General features: G+C 66.8%; 19 protein-coding genes. 15 read left to right on the forward strand and 4 right to left on the reverse strand.

Translation table 11 applies throughout. The annotated features are described in order from the left end of the window. Positions 1-34 precede the first annotated feature (34 nt). Both NFU04_RS13885 and NFU04_RS13890 read left to right on the forward strand, forming a co-directional pair. Entirely contained in the window at positions 35-1444 is a 1410-nt protein-coding gene (locus tag NFU04_RS13885; RefSeq protein ID WP_251310044.1) for an aminotransferase-like domain-containing protein, read from the forward strand. 276 nt (positions 1445-1720) lie between these two features. Further along, on the forward strand, positions 1721-2062 hold the full coding sequence (locus tag NFU04_RS13890) for a YbjQ family protein (RefSeq protein WP_146802094.1): 342 nt from the start codon (positions 1721-1723) through the stop codon (positions 2060-2062). Here NFU04_RS13890 and NFU04_RS13895 read toward each other — a convergent pair. After that, on the reverse strand, positions 2049-2834 hold the full coding sequence (locus NFU04_RS13895; protein WP_251310045.1) for a response regulator: 786 nt from the start codon (positions 2832-2834) through the stop codon (positions 2049-2051). The genes NFU04_RS13890 and NFU04_RS13895 overlap by 14 nt on opposite strands. A 229-nt stretch (positions 2835-3063) precedes the next feature. Between NFU04_RS13895 and NFU04_RS13900 the strand changes: the two genes are divergently transcribed. The 6 genes from NFU04_RS13900 to yejK all read left to right on the forward strand — a co-directional run bounded on the left by NFU04_RS13900 (position 3064) and on the right by yejK (position 8474). Continuing rightward, positions 3064-4002 (forward strand): carbon-nitrogen hydrolase family protein, encoded by a 939-nt coding sequence (locus NFU04_RS13900; protein ID WP_251310046.1) that lies wholly within the window; start codon positions 3064-3066, stop codon positions 4000-4002. 106 nt (positions 4003-4108) lie between these two features. Beyond that, the gene (locus NFU04_RS13905; RefSeq protein WP_251310047.1) at positions 4109-4960 is read left to right on the forward strand and encodes an SDR family oxidoreductase; all 852 of its coding nucleotides are present in this window, start codon (positions 4109-4111) and stop codon (positions 4958-4960) included. 190 nt (positions 4961-5150) lie between these two features. Next, a complete protein-coding gene (locus NFU04_RS13910) occupies positions 5151-5429 on the forward strand; it encodes a peptidylprolyl isomerase (RefSeq protein WP_146802091.1) in 279 nt (92 codons plus the stop codon). A gap of 173 nt (positions 5430-5602) precedes the next feature. Beyond that, entirely contained in the window at positions 5603-6577 is a 975-nt protein-coding gene (locus tag NFU04_RS13915) for an ABC transporter ATP-binding protein (protein ID WP_251310048.1), read from the forward strand. Between the two features lie 71 nt (positions 6578-6648). Then, the gene (locus NFU04_RS13920) at positions 6649-7410 is read left to right on the forward strand and encodes an ABC transporter permease (protein WP_251310049.1); all 762 of its coding nucleotides are present in this window, start codon (positions 6649-6651) and stop codon (positions 7408-7410) included. An 80-nt stretch (positions 7411-7490) separates the two neighbouring features. Beyond that, positions 7491-8474 carry a nucleoid-associated protein YejK gene (gene yejK, locus NFU04_RS13925; protein WP_251310050.1) on the forward strand — a complete coding sequence of 328 codons (984 nt, stop codon included), beginning with the start codon at positions 7491-7493 and terminating at the stop codon, positions 8472-8474. Between the two features lies 1 nt (position 8475). On the opposite strand, the gene NFU04_RS13930 is transcribed toward yejK, so the two are convergent. The 3 genes from NFU04_RS13930 to NFU04_RS13940 all read right to left on the reverse strand — a co-directional run bounded on the left by NFU04_RS13930 (position 8476) and on the right by NFU04_RS13940 (position 11548). Then, complete coding sequence (locus NFU04_RS13930) at positions 8476-10863, reverse strand: DNA polymerase II (protein ID WP_285835158.1); 2388 nt, start codon at positions 10861-10863, stop codon at positions 8476-8478. Between the two features lie 101 nt (positions 10864-10964). Next, positions 10965-11405 (reverse strand): DUF411 domain-containing protein, encoded by a 441-nt coding sequence (locus NFU04_RS13935; RefSeq protein ID WP_146802087.1) that lies wholly within the window; start codon positions 11403-11405, stop codon positions 10965-10967. Beyond that, positions 11402-11548: a hypothetical protein gene (locus NFU04_RS13940; protein WP_186809933.1), complete on the reverse strand. Its 147-nt coding sequence runs from the start codon at positions 11546-11548 to the stop codon at positions 11402-11404. The genes NFU04_RS13935 and NFU04_RS13940 overlap by 4 nt, the downstream gene beginning before the upstream one ends. Before the next feature lie 275 nt (positions 11549-11823). Between NFU04_RS13940 and NFU04_RS13945 the strand changes: the two genes are divergently transcribed. The 7 genes from NFU04_RS13945 to NFU04_RS13975 all read left to right on the forward strand — a co-directional run. Further along, positions 11824-12309, forward strand: a complete 486-nt coding sequence (locus NFU04_RS13945; RefSeq protein ID WP_198057714.1) for a cupredoxin domain-containing protein — start codon at positions 11824-11826, stop codon at positions 12307-12309. A 9-nt stretch (positions 12310-12318) separates the two neighbouring features. After that, the gene (locus NFU04_RS13950; RefSeq protein ID WP_198057713.1) at positions 12319-12984 is read left to right on the forward strand and encodes a response regulator transcription factor; all 666 of its coding nucleotides are present in this window, start codon (positions 12319-12321) and stop codon (positions 12982-12984) included. A 214-nt stretch (positions 12985-13198) separates the two neighbouring features. Beyond that, positions 13199-13615 (forward strand): carboxypeptidase-like regulatory domain-containing protein, encoded by a 417-nt coding sequence (locus NFU04_RS13955; RefSeq protein ID WP_251310052.1) that lies wholly within the window; start codon positions 13199-13201, stop codon positions 13613-13615. A gap of 431 nt (positions 13616-14046) precedes the next feature. Then, positions 14047-15369: a sensor histidine kinase gene (locus NFU04_RS13960; RefSeq protein ID WP_146802083.1), complete on the forward strand. Its 1323-nt coding sequence runs from the start codon at positions 14047-14049 to the stop codon at positions 15367-15369. Positions 15370-15443: 74 nt separating this feature from the next. After that, complete coding sequence (locus tag NFU04_RS13965; protein WP_251310053.1) at positions 15444-17297, forward strand: copper resistance system multicopper oxidase; 1854 nt, start codon at positions 15444-15446, stop codon at positions 17295-17297. Positions 17298-17306: 9 nt separating this feature from the next. Then, positions 17307-18077 (forward strand): copper resistance protein B, encoded by a 771-nt coding sequence (locus NFU04_RS13970; RefSeq protein WP_251310054.1) that lies wholly within the window; start codon positions 17307-17309, stop codon positions 18075-18077. Positions 18078-18593: 516 nt separating this feature from the next. Then, positions 18594-18796: transposase (locus NFU04_RS13975; protein WP_251310055.1), on the forward strand; the 203-nt coding region annotated here is incomplete at its 3' end.

Here is an 18796-nt window from a genome sequence, read left to right on the forward strand (position 1 = left end):
GCACAATTTCCCCGTCAAAGGTTTTATTGTCACCATGACAATATGGACTCCCTCTCTCCTTTCGGAAGGGCCCCGCTACCGCGCCATCGGCGAGGCCATCGCCCGGGCCATCGAATCCGGCGAGCTGGCCCCGGGGCAGCGCCTGCCGCCCCAGCGGCGCCTGGCCGACGCCCTGGGCGTCACGGTGGGCACCGTGACCCGCGCCTATGCCGAGGCCGAGCGCCAGGGCTGGGTCACCGCCCGGGTCGGCAGCGGCACCTATGTGTGCGACACCGAGGCCCCGGCCACCCCAGCCTTCCTGGCCGTCCCGCCGGAAGACGAGTCGCGGGATAACGGCCTCATCGACCTGAGCATGAGCCTGCCGCCGCCCCATCCGCTGCGCGCCGGCACCCTGGGCCGCCTGCTGGGCGAGCTGGCCGGCGACGAGGCGGTGCTGCGGCGCGCCGTGGAGTACCAGTCGGAGCGCGGCGTACGGGCCCATCGCCGCCAGCTGGCGGCCTGGCTGCAACGCCTGCTGGGCATCGACGCCGACCCGCGGCGGCTGCTGGTGACCCAAGGCGGCCAGCATGGCATCGACCTGGCGCTGCGCGCCCTGACTCGCCCCGGCGAGCGCGTCGCCGCCGATACCCTCACCTACCCCGGGCTGATCGCCGCCTGCCAGCAGGCCCACCTCAAGCTGCTGGGGGTGCCCCTGGACGAGGACGGCATGGACACCCAGGCCCTGGCCAGGCTCTGCGCCCAGCAACCGCCGCGGCTGGTCTACGTGACCCCGGACCAGAACAACCCCACCGGCCGCCCGCTGAGCGAGCCGCGCCGCGAGCACCTGGCCGCGCTGGCGCGTCGCCACGACTTCTGGATCGTCGAGGATGGGGTCCAGTACCTGCCCGACACGGAACGCGGTACCCCGCTGCTGACCCTGGCCCCGGAGCGCACCCTGTTTATCTTCAGTACGTCCAAGGTGCTGGCCGGCGGCCTGCGCATCGGCACCCTCTGCGTGCCGGAGGCCCTGGGCGAGCGCCTCGGCGCCACCCTGCGCGCCCAGAGCTGGATGGTGCCGCCGTTGATGGTGGAAGCGGTGTGCCGCTGGGTGGCAAGCGAGGACGCCGAGCGCCTGCTGGCCTGGCAGACCGAGGAACTGGGGGCCCGCCAGGCCCTGGCCCGGGAGCGCCTGGCCGGGTTCCCGGTGGCGGGGCGGCCCCATGGCTCGAACCTCTGGCTGCCGCTGCCCAATGGCCTGCGCGGCGCCGCCCTGCAGGCGACGCTGATCCAACGCGGCCTCAAGCTGACCAGCGCCGAGCCCTTCTGCGTCGGCAGCGAGCCGGCGCCCCAGGCGCTGCGTTTGTGCTTGAGCGCCGCCGCCGGCCGCGACCCGCTCGAGCGGGCCCTGGACCTGGTGCGCGAGGCCCTGGAGTCGCCGCCGCCACTGCCCTGGGAGACGCTGTAACGCCCGGGGGATTTAGGTTTTGTACGAAAAGTCGGCGAGCGCAGGCAGTTGTAACGAGCTCTCTATATCGAGCCGAATGTTACCGGTAACTTTCGCCGTTGAGCCGAGTCGCCAGGACAACGGGGTGTCAACGAATGCGCGAAAAACCGGACTTAGACCATGGTCTAATCCCCATGGGCAGGATTACAGCCAGGGGAAGCTGGGCTAGGATCGAATGTACTTGGCATTGCGCCCCGGCCAGCCGCCGGGTCCCGTCACCCCGGAAAAGGAAGTCACATGTCTGAACGCCTACTGCTCACCACCTCCTCCCACCTCGAAGGCTACCGCGTCGTCGAGCACCTCGATATCGTCTCGGCGGAGTGCGTCTTCGGTATGAACGTCTTCAAGGACCTGTTCGCCGGCTTCCGCGACTTCTTCGGCGGACGCAACAAGTCGTCTCAGGCGGCGCTGCGGGACGCGCGGGTGGCCTGCCTGGACGAGCTGCGCCGGGAAGCGGAATCCCTGGGTGCCAATGCGGTGATCGCCGTCGACCTCGACTACAGCGAGATCTCCGGCGGCGGCAAGTCGATGCTCTTCCTGGTGGCCACCGGCACCGCGGTGCGCGTCAGCAAGGCCTAGGACCAGGCAGGTCGCGACACAGGGCCTCCATCACCAGGCGAAACAGCTCCTCGACCCGATTGGTGGAGCCCTGGGCGCCACGCCGGTGCGCCTCCTGCTTGTGCTCGAGGCGATTGGAGCCGGCATAGATCAGAAAGGGCGTGGTATCGCCGCGGGCGCGCAAGCGCTCGAGCAGCGCATAGCCTTCCCGCGGCCCCTCGCGGCGCCCCATATCGGAGATGATCACCGCGCAGCGCCGCGACTCCAGTAGCCTCAGGGCCTCATCGGTGGAGCCTGCCAGCACCACCTCGATGCCCTGGGCGGCGAAGGCCTGACGCTCGAAGATATTGTTTTCCGGGTGGTCATCGACCCATAGCAGGCGCTGGCGCCAGGGCTCCATCCGCCCCCGGGGCATCATCGACAGGGTCTCGACAATCGTGCGCACCTGGCTCTCGCCGGCGTCGGCCTCGTCTCCCGGATGCTTGATCGAGGCCGCCGCCAGGGAGGCGGCGGTGGCCACCTGGGTGCGAAGAAAATTCTCCTCGTCCTCGAAATCGGCAGGACCATAGAGCTTGTTGTGGTGTCGTGCCACCAGCCACAGGAAACCGAAGAAGACCAGCACCGGGAAGCCGACCATGAAATAGATCAGCGGCACCACCCGCTCGGCGAGGTTGCCGCCGAGGCCGACCACCAGGGAGGCGAAGCCGTAGACCAGGACGATAAAGAGCGCGATGATGCCCAGCGGACTGCGGGTGAAGCCGAGGGCCGACTCGGCGAAGCGATGCGGTTCCATGATCTCCTGCCCCGGCGCCCAGGCGCCACCTGCCGGGCCTCGAGGGCACCGCCGCGCGGCTCCCGGCCCTTTCCTTCACACTAGCCCATTCCCCGCCGGGCCGGGGCGACAGGGCATGGCGTCCCCATGGTCCGGGCGCCCTGCTCACCACCTCCTATACTCAGGGCAGCCAGCTAATGCTCGTGATCGCGTGCCCTCCGGCACCCGCCCTGGGCATGAGGATTCGACCATGCCGACCCGAGTCGCGGTGATTCAAGCCCCTCCCCTGCTGCTGCAACGCGAAGCCACCATCCAACGCATGCTCGACCTGATCGAGGAGGCCACGGCGGCGGGGGCCGGCCTGCTGATCTTTCCCGAGGCCTATATTCCCGGCTACCCCACCTGGGCCTGGCGACTGGCCCCGGGCACCGACATGGCCCTGTCCGCGGAGCTGCATGCCCTGCTGCGCGACAACGCCGTCGACCTCCAGGGCGATGCCCTGCAACCCCTGCAGGAGGCCGCCGCGCGCCATGCCATCACCCTGGTCACCGGCCTCCACGAGCTCGATGGCCGCTACAGCGGCACCACCCTGTTCAATAGCGTGGTGGTGATCGGCCCCGATGGCGGTCTCCTCAACTGTCATCGCAAGCTGATGCCGACCAACCCGGAGCGCATGGTCTGGGGCATGGGCGATGCGTCCGGGCTGCGGGTGACGGCCACCCCCGCCGGACGGCTCGGCTGCCTGATCTGCTGGGAGTGCTATATGCCGCTGGCCCGCTATGCCCTCTACGCCCAGGACCTGGAAGTCTTTATCAACCCCACCTGGGACAGCAGCGACGCCGGCCTGGCCAGCCTGCGCCATATCGCTCGGGAGGGCGGGTGCTGGGTGATCAGTACCGCCACCGCCCTCCAAGGCCGGGATATCCCCGCGGCCTTCCCGCAACGCGACCGCCTCTATTCCCCCGACGAGTGGATCAATACCGGCAACGCCGTGGTGATCGCCCCCTCCGGTGAGGTCGTCGCCGGACCGCTCCCACGCGATCAGGGCATCCTCTACACCGAGCTCGATCTCGAGGCGGCACGCCGGGCCCGACGCTCGCTGGATGTCTGCGGTCACTACGCCCGCCCCGACCTCTTCTCGCTGCGGGTGGATCGCACCCCCCGGCCACCGGTGACCTTTATCTCCTAGTCCCGGGCGGGTCGCGCCGGGAAGCGAGGTGTCGTCCCCGGCACGCCGGCCTTGCCCCGAGGGAGCGAAAGCGCCACAGTGCGGCTTTTGTCAGGGGAGATCCCGGGTGTCCGATTCGCCACGCACCATCCTGATCACCGGCTGCTCCAGCGGCATCGGTCATGCCGCCGCCCATGCCCTGAGCGCCCGCGGTTGGCGGGTCTTCGCCACGGCGCGCCGTGCGGACGACGTGGCCCGACTCGAGGCGGAGGGCCTGGAGGCCCTGCGCCTGGACCTGGACGACAGCGACAGCATCGCCGCCGCGGTACAGGAGGTACTGGAGCGTACCGACGGGCGCCTCGATGCCCTCTTCAACAACGGTGCCTATGGGCAACCCGGGGCGGTGGAGGACCTCAGCCGGGCGACCCTGCGCGCCCAACTGGAGACCAACCTGCTGGGCACCCACGAGCTGACCTGCCGGGTACTTCCCGCGATGCGCGCCCGGGGCCAGGGGCGCATCGTGCAGAACAGCTCGGTGCTGGGCTTCGCCGCCCTGCCCTATCGCGGCGCCTATGTCTGCTCCAAGTTCGCCCTGGAGGGCCTCACCGACACCCTGCGCCAGGAGCTCACCGGCAGCGGCATCCAGGTCAGCCTGATCCAGCCCGGCCCCATCACCAGCCGCTTCCGGGAGAACGCCCACCGCGCCTTCCGGGCCCGCATCGACACCCGGCATAGCGCCCATGCCGAGACCTATCGCCATGTGGAGGCGCGCCTGGCCAGCCAGTCGGGCAAGGCGCCCTTCACCCTGGGCCCCGAGGCAGTGATCGCCAAGCTGGTGCATGCCCTGGAGAGCCCTCGCCCCCGAGCCCGCTATGCGGTGACCCTGCCGACCCACCTGTTCGCCTGCCTCAAGCGCCTGCTCGGCAGCCGCGGCATGGACCGGGTCCTGCTGCGCGCCACCCGCGACGAACGGCAGTGACGCTGGCATTGGCGCCCCACGACCGGGCGCGCGAAAAACCTCGGCGCATCGACACGGCCGGTTCGGGAAACCCGACCCGGCCTTGTCGATGCCTCACTGGCTGCCCCACCCGCGCCGGGCATGCTATCCTCGGCCGAGAAACCGGCTGGCCGTACGGCCGGTCCGATAGCCATCCATCGAGGAGTGAATTATGGCCAGGGCAACCGCGCGTCATATTCTGGTAGAGAGTGAAGAGAAGTGTCTGGCCCTCAAGGCCGAGATCGAAGGCGGCCGCGACTTCGCCGAGGTGGCTCGCGAGCACTCCAGCTGTCCCTCCGGCCGCCAGGGCGGCGACCTGGGCGCCTTCGGCCCCGGCCAGATGGTGCCGGAATTCGACAAGGTGGTGTTCTCCGGCGAGCTCAACACCGTGCTGGGCCCGGTGAAGACCCAGTTCGGTTACCATCTGCTGGAAGTCACCAGCCGCAGCTGATCGCCCCGGGTGAGCGGCGCCTTGGCGCCACCGAGAAGGCCGCGGCGAGTCGCCGCGGCCTTCGTCATTGGGGACCGGAAACTCGGCCGCAGCGCCCACTCCGGCTAAGGAGCGCCCATGACCACCGCCTTCGCGCCCAGTGCCGCCCGCGCTGCCTCGGATAAGGAGCGCCCATGACCACCGCCTTCGCGCCCAGTGCCGCCCGCGCTGCCTTGGGCACACCCATGATCCGCATAGAAGGCGTCTCCAAGACCTATCGCGGCGGTTTCCAGGCCCTCAAGGAAGTGAGCCTGACCATCAATCGCGGCGAGATCTTCGCCCTGCTGGGCCCCAACGGGGCCGGCAAGACGACACTGATCAGCATCATCTGCGGCCTGGTCAACGCCAGCGGCGGCACCATCAGCGTGGACGGCCACGATAATGTCGCCGACTATCGGGCGGCCCGGGAGTTGATCGGCCTGGTACCCCAGGAGCTGACCGGCGAGGCCTTCTCCACGGTATGGGACACGGTGCGCTTCAGCCGCGGGCTGTTCGGCAAGCCCCGGGACGACGCCTACCTGGAGCGCATCCTGCGCGCCCTCTCCCTCTGGGACAAGCGTCACAACCGCTTGATGACCCTCTCCGGCGGCATGAAGCGCCGGGTGCTGATCGCCAAGGCCCTCTCCCACCAGCCCCAGGTGCTGTTCCTCGACGAGCCCACCGCCGGGGTCGACGTGGCGCTGCGCCGCGAGATGTGGCAGATCGTCCGCGACCTGCGCGACGAAGGCGTCACCATCATCCTCACCACCCATTACATCGAGGAAGCCGAGGAGATGGCCGACCGCATCGGGGTGATTCGCCGCGGCGAGCTGGTGCTGGTCAAGGAGAAGCAGGCGCTGATGCGCCAACTGGGCCGCAAGGAGCTGACCCTGCAGCTCAAGACGCCTCTGGCGTCGGTGCCCGAGGCCCTGGCGCCCTACCACCTGACGCTGAGCGAGGACGGCCAGGCGCTGATCTATCGCTACGACAGCAGCGCGGGGAACGGCGAAGGCTCGGGGATCGCCGAACTGCTCGGCGCCCTGCACAAGGCCGGCATCCGCTACAGCGATCTGCATACCCGCCAGAGCTCCCTGGAGGAGATCTTCGTCAGTCTGGTCAAGGAGCCCTGATACCGGCTAGGACGCCCCGCTACCCGGCCAGCCCCGGCCGACATGGATGCCCCGCACACAGGACCCGTCTTATGAACCTCAAGGCCGTACGCACCCTCTACCTGGCCGAGCTCGCCAGGACCAAGCGCACCATGCTGCAGAGCATCGTCTCGCCGGTGATCTCCACCTCGCTCTACTTCGTGGTCTTCGGCGCCGCCATCGGCACCCGCATCACTGAGGTGGCGGGGATCAGCTATGGCGCCTTTATCGTGCCGGGGCTGATCATGCTGATGCTGCTGACCCAGAGCGTGGCCACCGCCTCCTTCGGCATCTTCTTCCCGCGCTTCTCCGGGGCCATCTACGAGCTGCTCTCGGCGCCGGTCTCCTACGCCGAGATCGTCATCGGCTATGTGGGGGCGGCGGCCACCAAGGCGGTGGCCCTGGGGCTGATCGCCCTGGCCACCGCCAGCCTCTTCGTGCCGCTGGAGATCGCCCACCCGCTGTGGATGCTGCTCTTCCTGGTGCTGACCGCCATCACCTTCAGCCTGCTGGGCTTTATCATCGGCATCTGGGCGGATGGCTTCGAGCAGCTGCAGCTGGTGCCGTTGCTGATCATCACCCCCCTGACTTTCCTCGGCGGCACCTTCTACGCCCTGGAGATGCTGCCGCCCTTCTGGCAGGCGGTGACCCTCTTCAACCCGGTGGTCTACCTAGTCAGCGGCTTCCGCTGGAGCTTCTACGGCATCGGCGACGTCAGCCTCGCCGCCAGCCTGGGAATGATCGGCGTCTTCCTGGCCATCGGCATCGGCCTGGTGGGCTGGATCTTCAAGAGCGGCTATCGGCTCAAGCCCTGATCGCCCGGTACCACCGGGGGCCGGCGGCGGGTATCATCGCCCCTCGTTTCGTGATCTGGCTTTCGTCACCGGGGGGCTCCATGCCGATACTCCACAGCATCATCCATCGCATCGATCTGGCGGGAGAGCAGCCGGCCCGGCTGGTGGCCGCCGAGGCCGAGGCCGCGCCCTCGCCGGCCCTGGACGAGCTGCTGGCCGGGGTCAACAGCGCCTATCACGGCAAGACCAAGGCCTGGGGCCACTTCGGCGCCGGCAGTCGCCTGGCGAGCACCCTGGGCGCCTACCTGGACGGCGAGACGGACTTCGTCGGTCTCAGCCGCGAACTGGCCCAGCGGCTGACCGAGATGCTCGGCGAGCACCTCTCGGTGGGTGGCCACCTGCTGCTGGCCCACTACCGCCACGGCGACGCCGAGTACCTGAGCCTGGCGCTGCTGCATCACCGCGAGGGGTGGGGCATCGACGAGGACGGCGCCATCGTCCCCGCCAATCAGCTCAACCTGGCCCAGCTGTCGCTGGCGGCGCGCCTGGATATCCGCCAGTGGCGTGCCGAGACGCCTTCCAAGCAGTACCTCTCCTGGCTGCGTGACCGGGGCGGCAAGAAGTTCGCCGAGGCCTTCGCCGAACTGCTCGGCGCCGAGGAGGGCATCGACGCCGGCGGCGAGACCCGTACCCTGCTCAAGGCCTTCAGCGACTACGTGGAGCAGGAGGACCTCGCCGACGACCAGGCCCGGGAGAAGACCGAGGCGCTGCTCGACTACGCCAGCGACCAGGCCCGCCGCGGCGAATCGATCACCCTGGAGGAACTCTCCGAGGTGGTCGACGACCACGACTCCAAGGCCTTCTACGAGCATATCCGCCACCTGGACTACGGCCTCTCCCCGGAGATCCCCCCGGACAAGAAGGCCCTCAACCAGTTCCGCCGCTTCACCGGCCGCGCCGGCGGCGTCTCGATCAGCTTCGACTCCCACCTGCTGGGCTCCAGCGTGGAATACGACGAGGCCAGCGACCGGCTGATCATCAAGCAGGTCCCCAAGCAGCTCAAGGAACAGCTCAAGCAGCGCTGATTTAGAACAAGCCCAGCTGACGGTCGATCAGGCCATCGAAGTCGTCGCCGACGAAGGGCAGGATGGCATCCGCCACCAGCTTGAGCTGGCGGGTCAGGTAATGGTCGATATCGATGGGCGAGTGCCGCGCCTCCAGGGGCTCGGGACCGGCGGTGGTGATCACGTAGCGGATCCAGCCGCCGTTCCGGTACTGGGGCGGCCGGCCCAGGCGGGCGTTATGCGCATCGGCCAGCCGCGCCGCGCGCACCTGGGGCGGCACATTGCGCCGGTAGTCGTCGAGGCGCCGGCGCAGCCGCTTGCGATAGACCAGCCGCTCGTCCTCCTCCCCCGCCTCCAGCCGCGCCACGCAGTCCCGGATGGTGTGAGTGACCACCTCGCGCACATAGTCCCGGTAGGGCTCGCCGGTGAAGACGCGGCGGTAGAGCTCGCGCTGGAACGCCTGGGCCAGCGGCGTCCAGTCGCTGCGTACCGTCTCCATGCCCTTGAAGACCACCCGCTCCTGCCCCGCGGCGTCGCGCACCAGGCCGGCGTAGCGCTTCTTGCTGCCCGCCTCGGCGCCGCGAATGGTGGGCATCAAGAAGCGCCGGTAGTGAGTCTCGAACTGCAGTTCCAGGGCGCTCTCCAGGCCCAGCTCCTCGTCCAGGTGACGGCGCCACCAGTCGTTGACCCGAGCCACCAGGCGCCGGCCGATGGCCGCCGCCTCGTCCTCGCCATGGGCGCGCCCCAGCCACACGAAGGTGGAGTCGGTATCGCCGTAAATCACCGTATAGCCCTCGGCCTCGATCAGCTCCCGGGTGCGATGCATGATGGCGTGGCCGCGGCGGGTGATCGACGAGGCCAGGCGGGCATCGAAGAAACGACAGCCCTTGGAGCCCAGCACCCCGTAGAAGCTGTTCATGATGATCTTCAGGGCCTGGGAGAGCGGCGCGTTGCCATCGGCCTTGGCGGCCTCGCGACCGGCCCAGACCCGTTCGACGATGGCCGGCAGGGCATGCTGGCGCCGCGAGAAGCGCCCCTCCAGGTAGCCGGGCACGGCGTCGGCCTCCTCCTCGGCGGCGATCAGCCCCACCGGGTCGATCAGGAAGGTGCGGATGATCGACGGATAGAGGCTCTTGAAGTCGAGCACCAGCACCGAGTCGTAGAGGCCGGGGCGGGAGTCCATGACGAAGCCGCCGGGGCTCTCCGCCGCCTGCCCCTCGCCCAGGTTGGGGGCCACATACCCCAGGCGGTGCATGGCCGGCAGGTAGAGGTGAGTAAAGGCGGCCACCGAGCCGCCGCTGCGATCGGCGGGAAGCCCGGTGACGCTGGCCCGCTCGAGCAGGAAGGCCATCAGCTCGGTCGTCGCGAAGATGCGCGTGACCAGCTCGCAATCCTTGAGGTTGTAGCGGGCCAACGCCGGCTTGTCCTCGGCGAAGCGCCGCTCGATCTCCGCGAGGCGCCGGTAGGGATTATCCACGGCCTTGCCCTCGCCGAGCAGGGTCCGGGCCACATGCTCCAGGCTGAAGGAAGCGAACTGCCAGGTGGCACCGCGCAGGGCCTCGATGCCATCGACGATCAGCCGCCCGGGGGCGCTGACGAAGTGGTAGTTCTCCTGGCTGCCGTGGGCGCGCCACTCCAGTGCCGTCCCCTCACGCCCCAGGCGCAGCGGCACGCCCAGGGCCTCGGCATGCTTCTGGAGGAGGCGCAGGTCGAACTGCACCAGGTTCCAGCCGATGATGACGTCCGGGTCATGCTCGGCGAACCAGGCATTGAGCCGCGCCAGCAGCTCGCCGCGACTGGCGCAGTAGTCGAGGGCGAAGTCGAGGGCCGCCCCGTCCTCGTCACTGGCCGGCCCCAGCATCAGCACCCGGCGCTCGGCACCGCTCTCCAGGGCGATGGAGTAGAGCTCGCCGCGGCCGCTGGTCTCGATATCCAGCGACACCATGCTAAGCGGCGGCCGATAGTCCGGGGCGGGACGCAGCCTGGCATCCCTGAGGCCGCCCTGGCCATCCGGGGTACCGGTGACCTCCACCGGGGCGGTGATAAAGCGCTCCATCAGGTAACGCTCCGGGGGACGAATATCGGCCTCGAAACAGTCGACACCGGCCTCGCGCAGGCGCCGCACCAGGCGCTGCAGCCGGCGATACTGCGAGCAATAGAGGCCGAGCACCGGGCGCCGCTGGAAGTCGCGAAGCTCAAGGGGGCGCAGTTCGGCCTCGCCGGCCGGCACGCTCGACAACAGGGGCTCGGCCAGGTGGCGCTGCGCGGCGGGCAGAAAGGCCACCGAGGGCCGGGGCGCCAGGGTGACCCTCAGGGGCCCCTCGTCGGTGGCCAGCCAGAAGGTCACTAACGTCCCTTCTGCACTGTCCTGCCAATGCCGCGTCAGCAAAAATCCCTGCCGTGTGATCACCGCCCACCCTTATGCCATGACTCTCGGGCCATTCTATCGCCATCGGCATGCCGACGCTCTGAACGGCGACCGCCGACGGCAGGGGCGGCGGGGCGGTGACGTCAGAGGGTCAGATAGGGCGTGGCCTGATGATCCTCGAACCGATAGACCTCGTAGGGTTCGCGCTGGGGGCCCGGCATGCCCGGCGTGCCGAGGGGCATGCCGGCCAGGCCGATGCCGGCCGTGGCGGGGCGCTCCTCGAACAGCGACTCGACGGCGGCCAGCGGCACATGGCCCTCGATCCAGTAGTCGCCCAGCGACACGGTATGGCAGGCACCGAGGCCATAGGGCACCCCGGCGGCCTGCTTGATCTCGCCCAGCTCGATATCATCAACCACGGTCACCGCGATGCCCAAGGTTTCCAGGTGGCGGGCATAGGCATCGCAGCAGCCGCACTGCGGGTTCTTGTAGAGGGTGGCCTCCTCCGGCAAGGCGGCCTGGGCCGTGGCGGCCCCCAGCAGCAGGGTGCCACCGGCAAGCAGCGCGGTCAGGTGACGGTTCATCGACGATCCCCCTTGTGGGACTGGAAAAGGTATTTGACGAGCGCGGCGATACCCAGGCCCAGCAGCAGCAGGAAGGCGAGCGGCATCAGCCATGCCCACCACCCCATGGCTCCCATCAGGGCGAAGCAATCGGCATTCATCATGACACGACTCCCGAGGCAGGCCCCGGCGAGGCGCCGCCGGGATAACGGCCTGAACCTAGCACCTATGGGTAGCCCCAAGGTCAAGCCCCCTGGGCTCCTGGATAGGGCTCCTGGGGCGAAGCTTGGCCCACCCCAGACGCGCCACTGCCATGGCTGACACCCGGCTGCTAGGATAGGCGGCGCGGGGTGCCCTCGCTGGCGCCACGGGTTCAGGCTCATTTCAGGTTCGTGCGCTATAAATGAGCCTCCCCAGACACCACGCAAGAGGTGACACCATGCGCAAGACGCTGCTGGCCCTGCTCCTCGGCCTGACCGCGACCACCGCCTTCGCCGCCGGCGAACACGGCGGCTCCCATGACGCCACCGGTGAGGCCGATATCGATCGCACCATTCGTTTCGAGGCGGGCGACATGTGGTTCGCCCCCGAGGGGCTCGACATTGCCCCGGGCGAAACCCTCCGCTTCGAGATCACCAATACCGGTCATCTCGAACATGAATTCGTCATCGGCGATGCCGAGGCTCAGGAGGCTCATCGCCGGATGATGCTGGAGATGGGCGGTAGTGGCCATGGCGAACACGGCGGCCATGATATGGCCGAGGGAGCGCACGGCGGTCAGATGCCCTCGGTGACCATCGCGCCGGGCGAGACGGCGGTGCTGGTCTGGACGGCCCCGGCGAATGTGGACGACCTGGAGTACGCCTGCAATATCCCGGGCCACTATGAGGCCGGCATGTCCGGGACCATCGAGTTCCAGGGATGAGCTTGCCGCATGAAACTGTTGCTTCTCGAGGATGACGACCTGCTCGCCGAGAGCCTGGCCGAGAGCCTGAAAGACAACGGTTACCGCACCGACCTGGCCACCTCTCTGGGGGCGGCCAGGTCACTGATGGCCACCGAAACCTATGCGCTGGCCATCCTCGACCTGGGGCTGCCGGATGGATCGGGCCTGGCGCTGCTCAGGCAGTGGCGCCAGCAGGGTCGCGACCTGCCGGTGTTGATCCTGACCGCCCGCGACACCTGGGAAGACAAGGTCGTGGGGCTGGAAGGCGGCGCGGATGACTACCTCACCAAACCCTTCCACGAGCCCGAGCTGATCGCCAGGATCAAGGCGCTGTTGCGGCGACGTTCCGGCCACCTCTCCCTGCAGCTCTCGCTCAACGGCGTCTGCCTGGATGAGGCCAACCAGAGCGTCAGCGTCGACGGGGGCCCCTGGCGCACCCTGACGAGTACCGAGTTTCGCCTGCTGCGCTACTTTATGCACCACCCCGATCGCATCCTCTCCAAGGCGCATCTGCTCGATCAGCTCTATGCCCTGGATCAGGACGCGGCGGCCCCCAACCTGGTTGAGGTCTATATCGGGCGGCTGAGGCGCCACCTCGGCAGGTCGCGGATCGAGACCCGGCGCGGCCAGGGGTATCGCTTTGTTTCGCATTGATCGACGCATCCTGCGGATGCGCTTGCTGGCCCGCGCGAAGGGCGACTACGACTGAAGATTAGCGGTGTCGTCGCTGAGGAAAGGCCGAGGCTGTGATCTTGTCGTTTTTCGATATGGTCACTGTACAAGTTTTTACAATTCACGATTGGGCTTTCAGCTCTATTTCAAGTTATCTCGCTACGCTGAGAGTGTCATCAAAGCAGAGGAAACTCTCATGAAACTAAAAATCGTAACCTTCGGAATCGCATTGGTAAGCGCCATCTCAACGCCGACCATGGCCAGCATGGGAGGCAACAACAGCATCCCCGCCATATTGGAAAAAGGGATTTCATCTACGCAGATTCTGGCAAATGGGCACCCGAAACGCCTACAGGTTAATATTGACCAGCCCACCACATTGAATGTCACCAGCGAGCACTTTCCCGGCATATCAAGCCAGGGTAGCCATATCACCGGGACCCTCTATGATGCTTCTGGCCAGCGTATTGCCGAGGCCTCAAGCCCTAATGGGCACTTCCTGATCCAGCGTCAATTGCGGCCCGGAAACTATTTACTGGAAATTTCTGGATGGTCGCCAGGCGGCAATACGGCAGATCTACGCAATCGGTATGAATTACATGCCACCTATTGACCCCATTTAACTATTGGCATGAATCAAGAAGGCCAGACGGGAGCTGGCCTTCCTTAGTGAGAACCACCCTTCGACAAGAGCGCATCGGATCTCAAGAAACCGGCACTCACTAAACAGATCAAGACATGTTTCGGCTAGCCTGCTTGGCCTCACGGAGAAGAAAATTAAGCCTGAGGCTCGGCGACGCACTCCCGGCGCGCTTGCCGGACGAAGCCATGACTTCGACGGGGCGGGGCTCGGCCTTGACTGTGCTGCGATTGCCGGTCTTTCGCCATGCTTGAACGAAAACCGAAGCCTAAGATAGCTTGTCGTTACGTTAGCTCTGCCTCACTTCAAGGTCAGACTCTACGAAGTCGATGTGTATCTCGCCCGCCCTCGACGCTATCTTGGTAAATTCGTGAACCATACACGCCGTGGCCAGGGATACCGACTTGTTTCGCATTGATCGACGCAGCCTACGCATTCGCCTGCTGGCCTGGCTCTCCGGCATCGCCCTGCTGGTGACCGGCACCACCTGGCTGCTGCACGGCATCTTGCTGGAGGACCTAGCACGCGACTTTCTCGGAGAGCGCCTCGAGCGCGAAGCGCGAAGCGCGATCGAACAACTACAGCAAGATCGCCAATCCCTACCCGTCGTGCTGGACTCGGCGAGCCAGAGCTACCAAATCTTCCACCATCTCTATGTGCTGCGCCTCGGAGGCGATATCTCCGCGTCGGACGAGCGCTGGAAAGATGTGCTGGCGCCGCTGCTCGATGAGGCGCCTGAGGCTCATGTCGAGGTGAGGGCGGACGAACAGCACTTGCTGGTCTATCGACGCCACTTCACCCTGAATGGAGAGGCTGGCGTATTGCTGGTGGGCGAAGACTTTGCACAGGTGGAGGCCGGATTGGCGCAGCTGCATTGGTGGGTAGCCGGCATCGCCGCCGGATTGTTGCTGTTACTGGTCACCCTGAACCTTCTCGCTGTCAACCGAGGACTTATCCCACTGTCTCGGTTGCGCGACCAACTTGGCCAACTGCAAGCCGGGAAACGCGAACGCCTCTCCCCGGACGTGCCCTCGGAGCTGGATAGCCTGGTCATGCAGCTCAACCATTTCATGGACGAGATCGACGCTCGCCTGCAGCGCTCCCGCGACTCATCGGCCGACCTCTCCCATGCCCTGAAGACGCCGCTGGCGGCGGTCACCCAGGTACTGAGGGGCGCGCGTCCCATCGACGACGAGCGTCGCCAGAAGTTGGTGCGGCGCCTCGAGGAGGTGCATGCCCAACTGGATGCCCAGCTGCGGCACTCACGCATCGCCGGCCCCCATGCCGGGCGCATGAGTGACCCGCACCGGGATGGCACCCGCCTGATCGAGCTGTTTCGCGCCCTCTACCCGGATCGACGGTTCACCCTGCGCCTGCCGCAGGCCAGCGACCAACGCGTGCCCATCGAGGCCCAGGATCTCTCCGAAATGTTGGGCATCCTGCTCGATAACGCCGGGAAATGGGCCACCCGCGAGGTGACCTGCCACATCACGCTCACGGACGGCCTGCGTATCCTCGTCGAGGACGATGGGCCCGGCGTCGCCGAGGCCGACCTGTGCCGTCTCGGCCGGCGGGGCATGCGTCTCGATGAGCGCCACCCCGGGTACGGGCTGGGCCTGTCGATTCTCACGCAACTGGTATCGCGCTACTCGGGACAGACTCGGTTTGCCACCAGCCCGCTCGGCGGCCTGAGGGTCGAGCTGACGATTCCCCTACGGTCGGAGTAAGGCCAGTTTTTTTCAGGGCGAATTCAGCTTGCCCCGTCAAGATGGCTCCGACCAGACACTGACGGGAGTCCTGCATGGCAAGTTCGAGAGTCATCACCCAGCCACTGTCCCGCCGCCAGCTCCTGAAAGGCGGCGCGGCCCTCGGCCTGGGATCGGCGGCCGCCCTGGGCCTTCGCCCCAGTTGGGCCGACCCCTGGGGCCAGACCAGCACCTATGCCAAGGGCATCGAGGAGGGGCCCGAGGTGTCCCTGGCGATCCGTCGGGAATCGCTGCCGATCGCCGGCCAGGAAGCCCATCCGATCAGCATCAACGGTGGAAGCCCCGGGCCGCTGATTCGCCTCAGGGAGGGCCAGGATGCCGTGCTGCGGGTCACCAACCTGCTCGACGAACCCACCTCCATTCACTGGCATGGCCTGATCCTGCCCCCCGAGATGGACGGCGTACCCGGGATCAGCTTCGCCGGCATCGCCCCCGGCGAGACCTTCACCTACCGCTTTCCGGTACGCCAGAACGGCACCTACTGGTATCACAGCCACTCCGGCCTGCAGGAGCAGCTCGGTCATGCCGGCCCCCTGATCATCGACGCCGCCGAGCGCGAGCCCTTCCGCTACGACCGCGAGCATGTGCTGCTGCTCACCGACTGGACCTTCGAGGATCCCAGAGCGGTGTTCCGCAACCTCAAGACCGCCGAGGGTTACTACAACTTCCAGGAGCGTACCGTCGCCGACTTCTTCGCCGACGTGCGCGAGCGGGGCTTCGCCGCGACGGCCGAACAACGCGGCATGTGGGCACGCATGCGCATGAGTTCGCGGGATATCGCCGATGTGACCGGCAGCACCTACACCTACCTGATCAATGGTCACTCGCCCGAAGAGAACTGGACGGCGCTGTTCCGGGCCGGCGAGCGGATTCGCCTGCGGATCATCAACGGCTCGGCGATGAGCTACTTCGACGTGCGCATCCCGGGGCTGAGGATGACCGTGGTGGCCGCCGACGGCCAGCCGGTGCAGCCGGTCCCCGTCGACGAGTTCCGTATCGCGGTGGCCGAGACCTATGACGTCCTGGTGGCCCCCGAGGACGACACCGCCTATACCCTCTTCGCCGAGTCCATGGACCGCAGCGGCTATGCCCGTGCCACCCTGGCGCCCCGGGAGGGGATGACCGCGGAGCTCCCCGAGCGTCGCCGGATCGCCGACCGCGGCATGGAGGCCATGGGCGCCCACGGCATGGCGGGCATGGATCACTCCACGATGGAGGGAGTGGACCACTCCGGCATGGGAGGCATGGATCACTCCACGATGGAGGGAATGGACCACTCCGGCATGGGAGGCATGGATCACTCCTCGATGGAGGGAATGGACCGCTCCAATATGCCGGGAATGGATCATTCAAATAGGCCGGGCATCTCGGGGGAACAGGACAGAATCACCGCCGGTGGCATGCTGGCGGCAGGCGCGGCACAACCGGGCTCCCGCTACGACCAGGCCGGCATCGGCATCGACCCCGATGAACGCCGCGTGCTGGTTTACCGCGACCTCAAGGCCTTTACTCCCTGGCCGGATCGTCGCGAACCGGGCCGCGAGCTGGAACTGCACCTCACCGGCAACATGGAACGTTATATGTGGTCCTTCGATGGTCGGAAATTCAGTGAGGTAAGCGGCCCCATTCATTTCGCCAAGGATGAGCGCCTGCGCCTGATCCTGATCAATGACACCATGATGGAGCACCCCATCCATCTCCACGGCATGTGGATGGAGCTCGAGAACGGCCAGGGCGAGCTGATTCCCCGCAAGCATACCCTCAACGTCAAGCCCGGCGAGCGGGTCTCGGCGCTGATCACCGCCGACGCCGTGGGCAGTTGGGCCTTCCATTGCCACCTGCTCTACCACATGGACGCCGGCATGTTCCGTGTCGTCGAGGTGTCGTAAGGAGAAACCATGACTACCCGAGCCTCACTAACCGCGGCCGGCGTCCTGCTGGCCATGGCCACGCTCCCCACTGCCCAGGCGGAGGACGGCTACGATGCCCCGGCCGACTGGCCCGCCCCGATGGTCGAGCACAACATGGGCATGGCACTGTTCGAGCGACTGGAATACGCCGTGCCCGACAAGGACAAAGAAGCGCTAATCTGGGACTTTCAGGCCTGGTACGGCGGCGACGTCAACCGCCTCTACCTGAATTCCGAAGGTGAGAACGTTCAGGGCGACGGCGAGGATGCCGAGTTCGAATCGCTGGAGTTGCTCTATGGCCGCCTTATCGCCGATTTCTGGGAGCTCCAGGGTGGCATCGGCTATCAGGGCGGGGTCTTCTCCGACGACCATGCCGAGCGCACCTACGCCGGGATCGGCCTCCAGGGCGTGATGCCCTACGGCATCGAGACCGACCTGGCGCTGCAAGTCAGCGACGAGGGCGACGTCTCGGCCAGCCTCGAGGGTGAATACGACCTGCGCCTGACCCAACGCCTCTACCTGCAGCCACGCACCGAGATCGCCGTGGCCGCCGACGAGGCCGAAGCATTCGGCGTCGGCGAGGGGCTCAACTCGGTACGCGTGGGCCTGCGCCTGCGCTACGAGATCACCCGGCGTGTCGCCCCCTATCTCGGCACCTACTGGGAGAAACGCTATGGGGAAACCGCCGACCTGGCCCGCGCCGACGGCGACCGCAGCGAGGATACCGGCGTCGTCGCCGGGATCAGGCTGATGTTCTGATCTGCGTCCCTGCCTCGTTATCGACGTCACCGCAAGGTGGCGTCTTTCACCTGGAAAGCGCTCACTTCTTGACTTGAGTCAAGGGTGAGGCCGACTAGATTCAGGCTACGCTCAGACAGAATACTCATACTGATACCCATGAGCCCGCAGTCATGCGTTAGGCGTGTAGTTTCCCCTATGCCGAGATGAGCTTCGATGACATCTGCCGGGAAGTCTTCTCGCTGCATGATTAGATCATCGCGCTATACCGCTACCTCGAAGGACGCTCCGAGATCCCCGAAACCCGCGACCTGATTGACCAGCTCCTGAAACTCGAGGCAATGCGCCTGGCCCAGCACTCCAACCGGGCCCGGGGCCTGTAGGGCGGTGCTGCACCGGAACCATCTTCTGGAGGCGTTACCCCAGCCGCTGTTGCATGGGATTAGCCTGTGTGCAGCACGTCGCCGAAATAATGCAAGCAAAGTCCTGAACCGTACCGGGATTCCCGGAGGCTCCAAACCTTGAGAGGATGGAGCCATGAACACTTCCAAGCGATATGCCCCTGAGGTCCGTCAGCGGGCCGTCCGCATGGTCTTCGACCATGAGGCCGACTACCCCTCCCAATGGGCGGCTATCGGCGCCATTGCCCCCAAGATCGGCTGCACACCGGAGACGCTGCGTAGCTGGATCCGTCAGGCCGAACGTGATGCAGGGCGTCGGGAAGGCGCGACCACTACTGA

It is taken from the genome of Halomonas sp. NCCP-2165 (assembly GCF_023708045.1).
In the GTDB taxonomy this organism is placed as follows: Bacteria; Pseudomonadota; Gammaproteobacteria; order Pseudomonadales; family Halomonadaceae; genus Bisbaumannia; species Bisbaumannia pacifica.

What these genes read in the sequence shown, in the direction of transcription:
- NFU04_RS13885 (WP_251310044.1), top strand. Translation starts at nt 35, where the DNA reads ATGACAATATGGACTCCCTCTCTCCTTTCGGAAGGGCCCCGCTACCGC.
- NFU04_RS13890 (WP_146802094.1), top strand. Translation starts at nt 1,721, where the DNA reads ATGTCTGAACGCCTACTGCTCACCACCTCCTCCCACCTCGAAGGCTAC.
- NFU04_RS13895 (WP_251310045.1), bottom strand. Translation starts at nt 2,834, where the DNA reads ATGGAACCGCATCGCTTCGCCGAGTCGGCCCTCGGCTTCACCCGCAGT.
- NFU04_RS13900 (WP_251310046.1), top strand. Translation starts at nt 3,064, where the DNA reads ATGCCGACCCGAGTCGCGGTGATTCAAGCCCCTCCCCTGCTGCTGCAA.
- NFU04_RS13910 (WP_146802091.1), top strand. Translation starts at nt 5,151, where the DNA reads ATGGCCAGGGCAACCGCGCGTCATATTCTGGTAGAGAGTGAAGAGAAG.
- NFU04_RS13915 (WP_251310048.1), top strand. Translation starts at nt 5,603, where the DNA reads ATGACCACCGCCTTCGCGCCCAGTGCCGCCCGCGCTGCCTTGGGCACA.
- NFU04_RS13920 (WP_251310049.1), top strand. Translation starts at nt 6,649, where the DNA reads ATGAACCTCAAGGCCGTACGCACCCTCTACCTGGCCGAGCTCGCCAGG.
- yejK (WP_251310050.1), top strand. Translation starts at nt 7,491, where the DNA reads ATGCCGATACTCCACAGCATCATCCATCGCATCGATCTGGCGGGAGAG.
- NFU04_RS13935 (WP_146802087.1), bottom strand. Translation starts at nt 11,405, where the DNA reads ATGAACCGTCACCTGACCGCGCTGCTTGCCGGTGGCACCCTGCTGCTG.
- NFU04_RS13940 (WP_186809933.1), bottom strand. Translation starts at nt 11,548, where the DNA reads ATGATGAATGCCGATTGCTTCGCCCTGATGGGAGCCATGGGGTGGTGG.
- NFU04_RS13945 (WP_198057714.1), top strand. Translation starts at nt 11,824, where the DNA reads ATGCGCAAGACGCTGCTGGCCCTGCTCCTCGGCCTGACCGCGACCACC.
- NFU04_RS13950 (WP_198057713.1), top strand. Translation starts at nt 12,319, where the DNA reads ATGAAACTGTTGCTTCTCGAGGATGACGACCTGCTCGCCGAGAGCCTG.
- NFU04_RS13955 (WP_251310052.1), top strand. Translation starts at nt 13,199, where the DNA reads ATGAAACTAAAAATCGTAACCTTCGGAATCGCATTGGTAAGCGCCATC.
- NFU04_RS13965 (WP_251310053.1), top strand. Translation starts at nt 15,444, where the DNA reads ATGGCAAGTTCGAGAGTCATCACCCAGCCACTGTCCCGCCGCCAGCTC.
- NFU04_RS13970 (WP_251310054.1), top strand. Translation starts at nt 17,307, where the DNA reads ATGACTACCCGAGCCTCACTAACCGCGGCCGGCGTCCTGCTGGCCATG.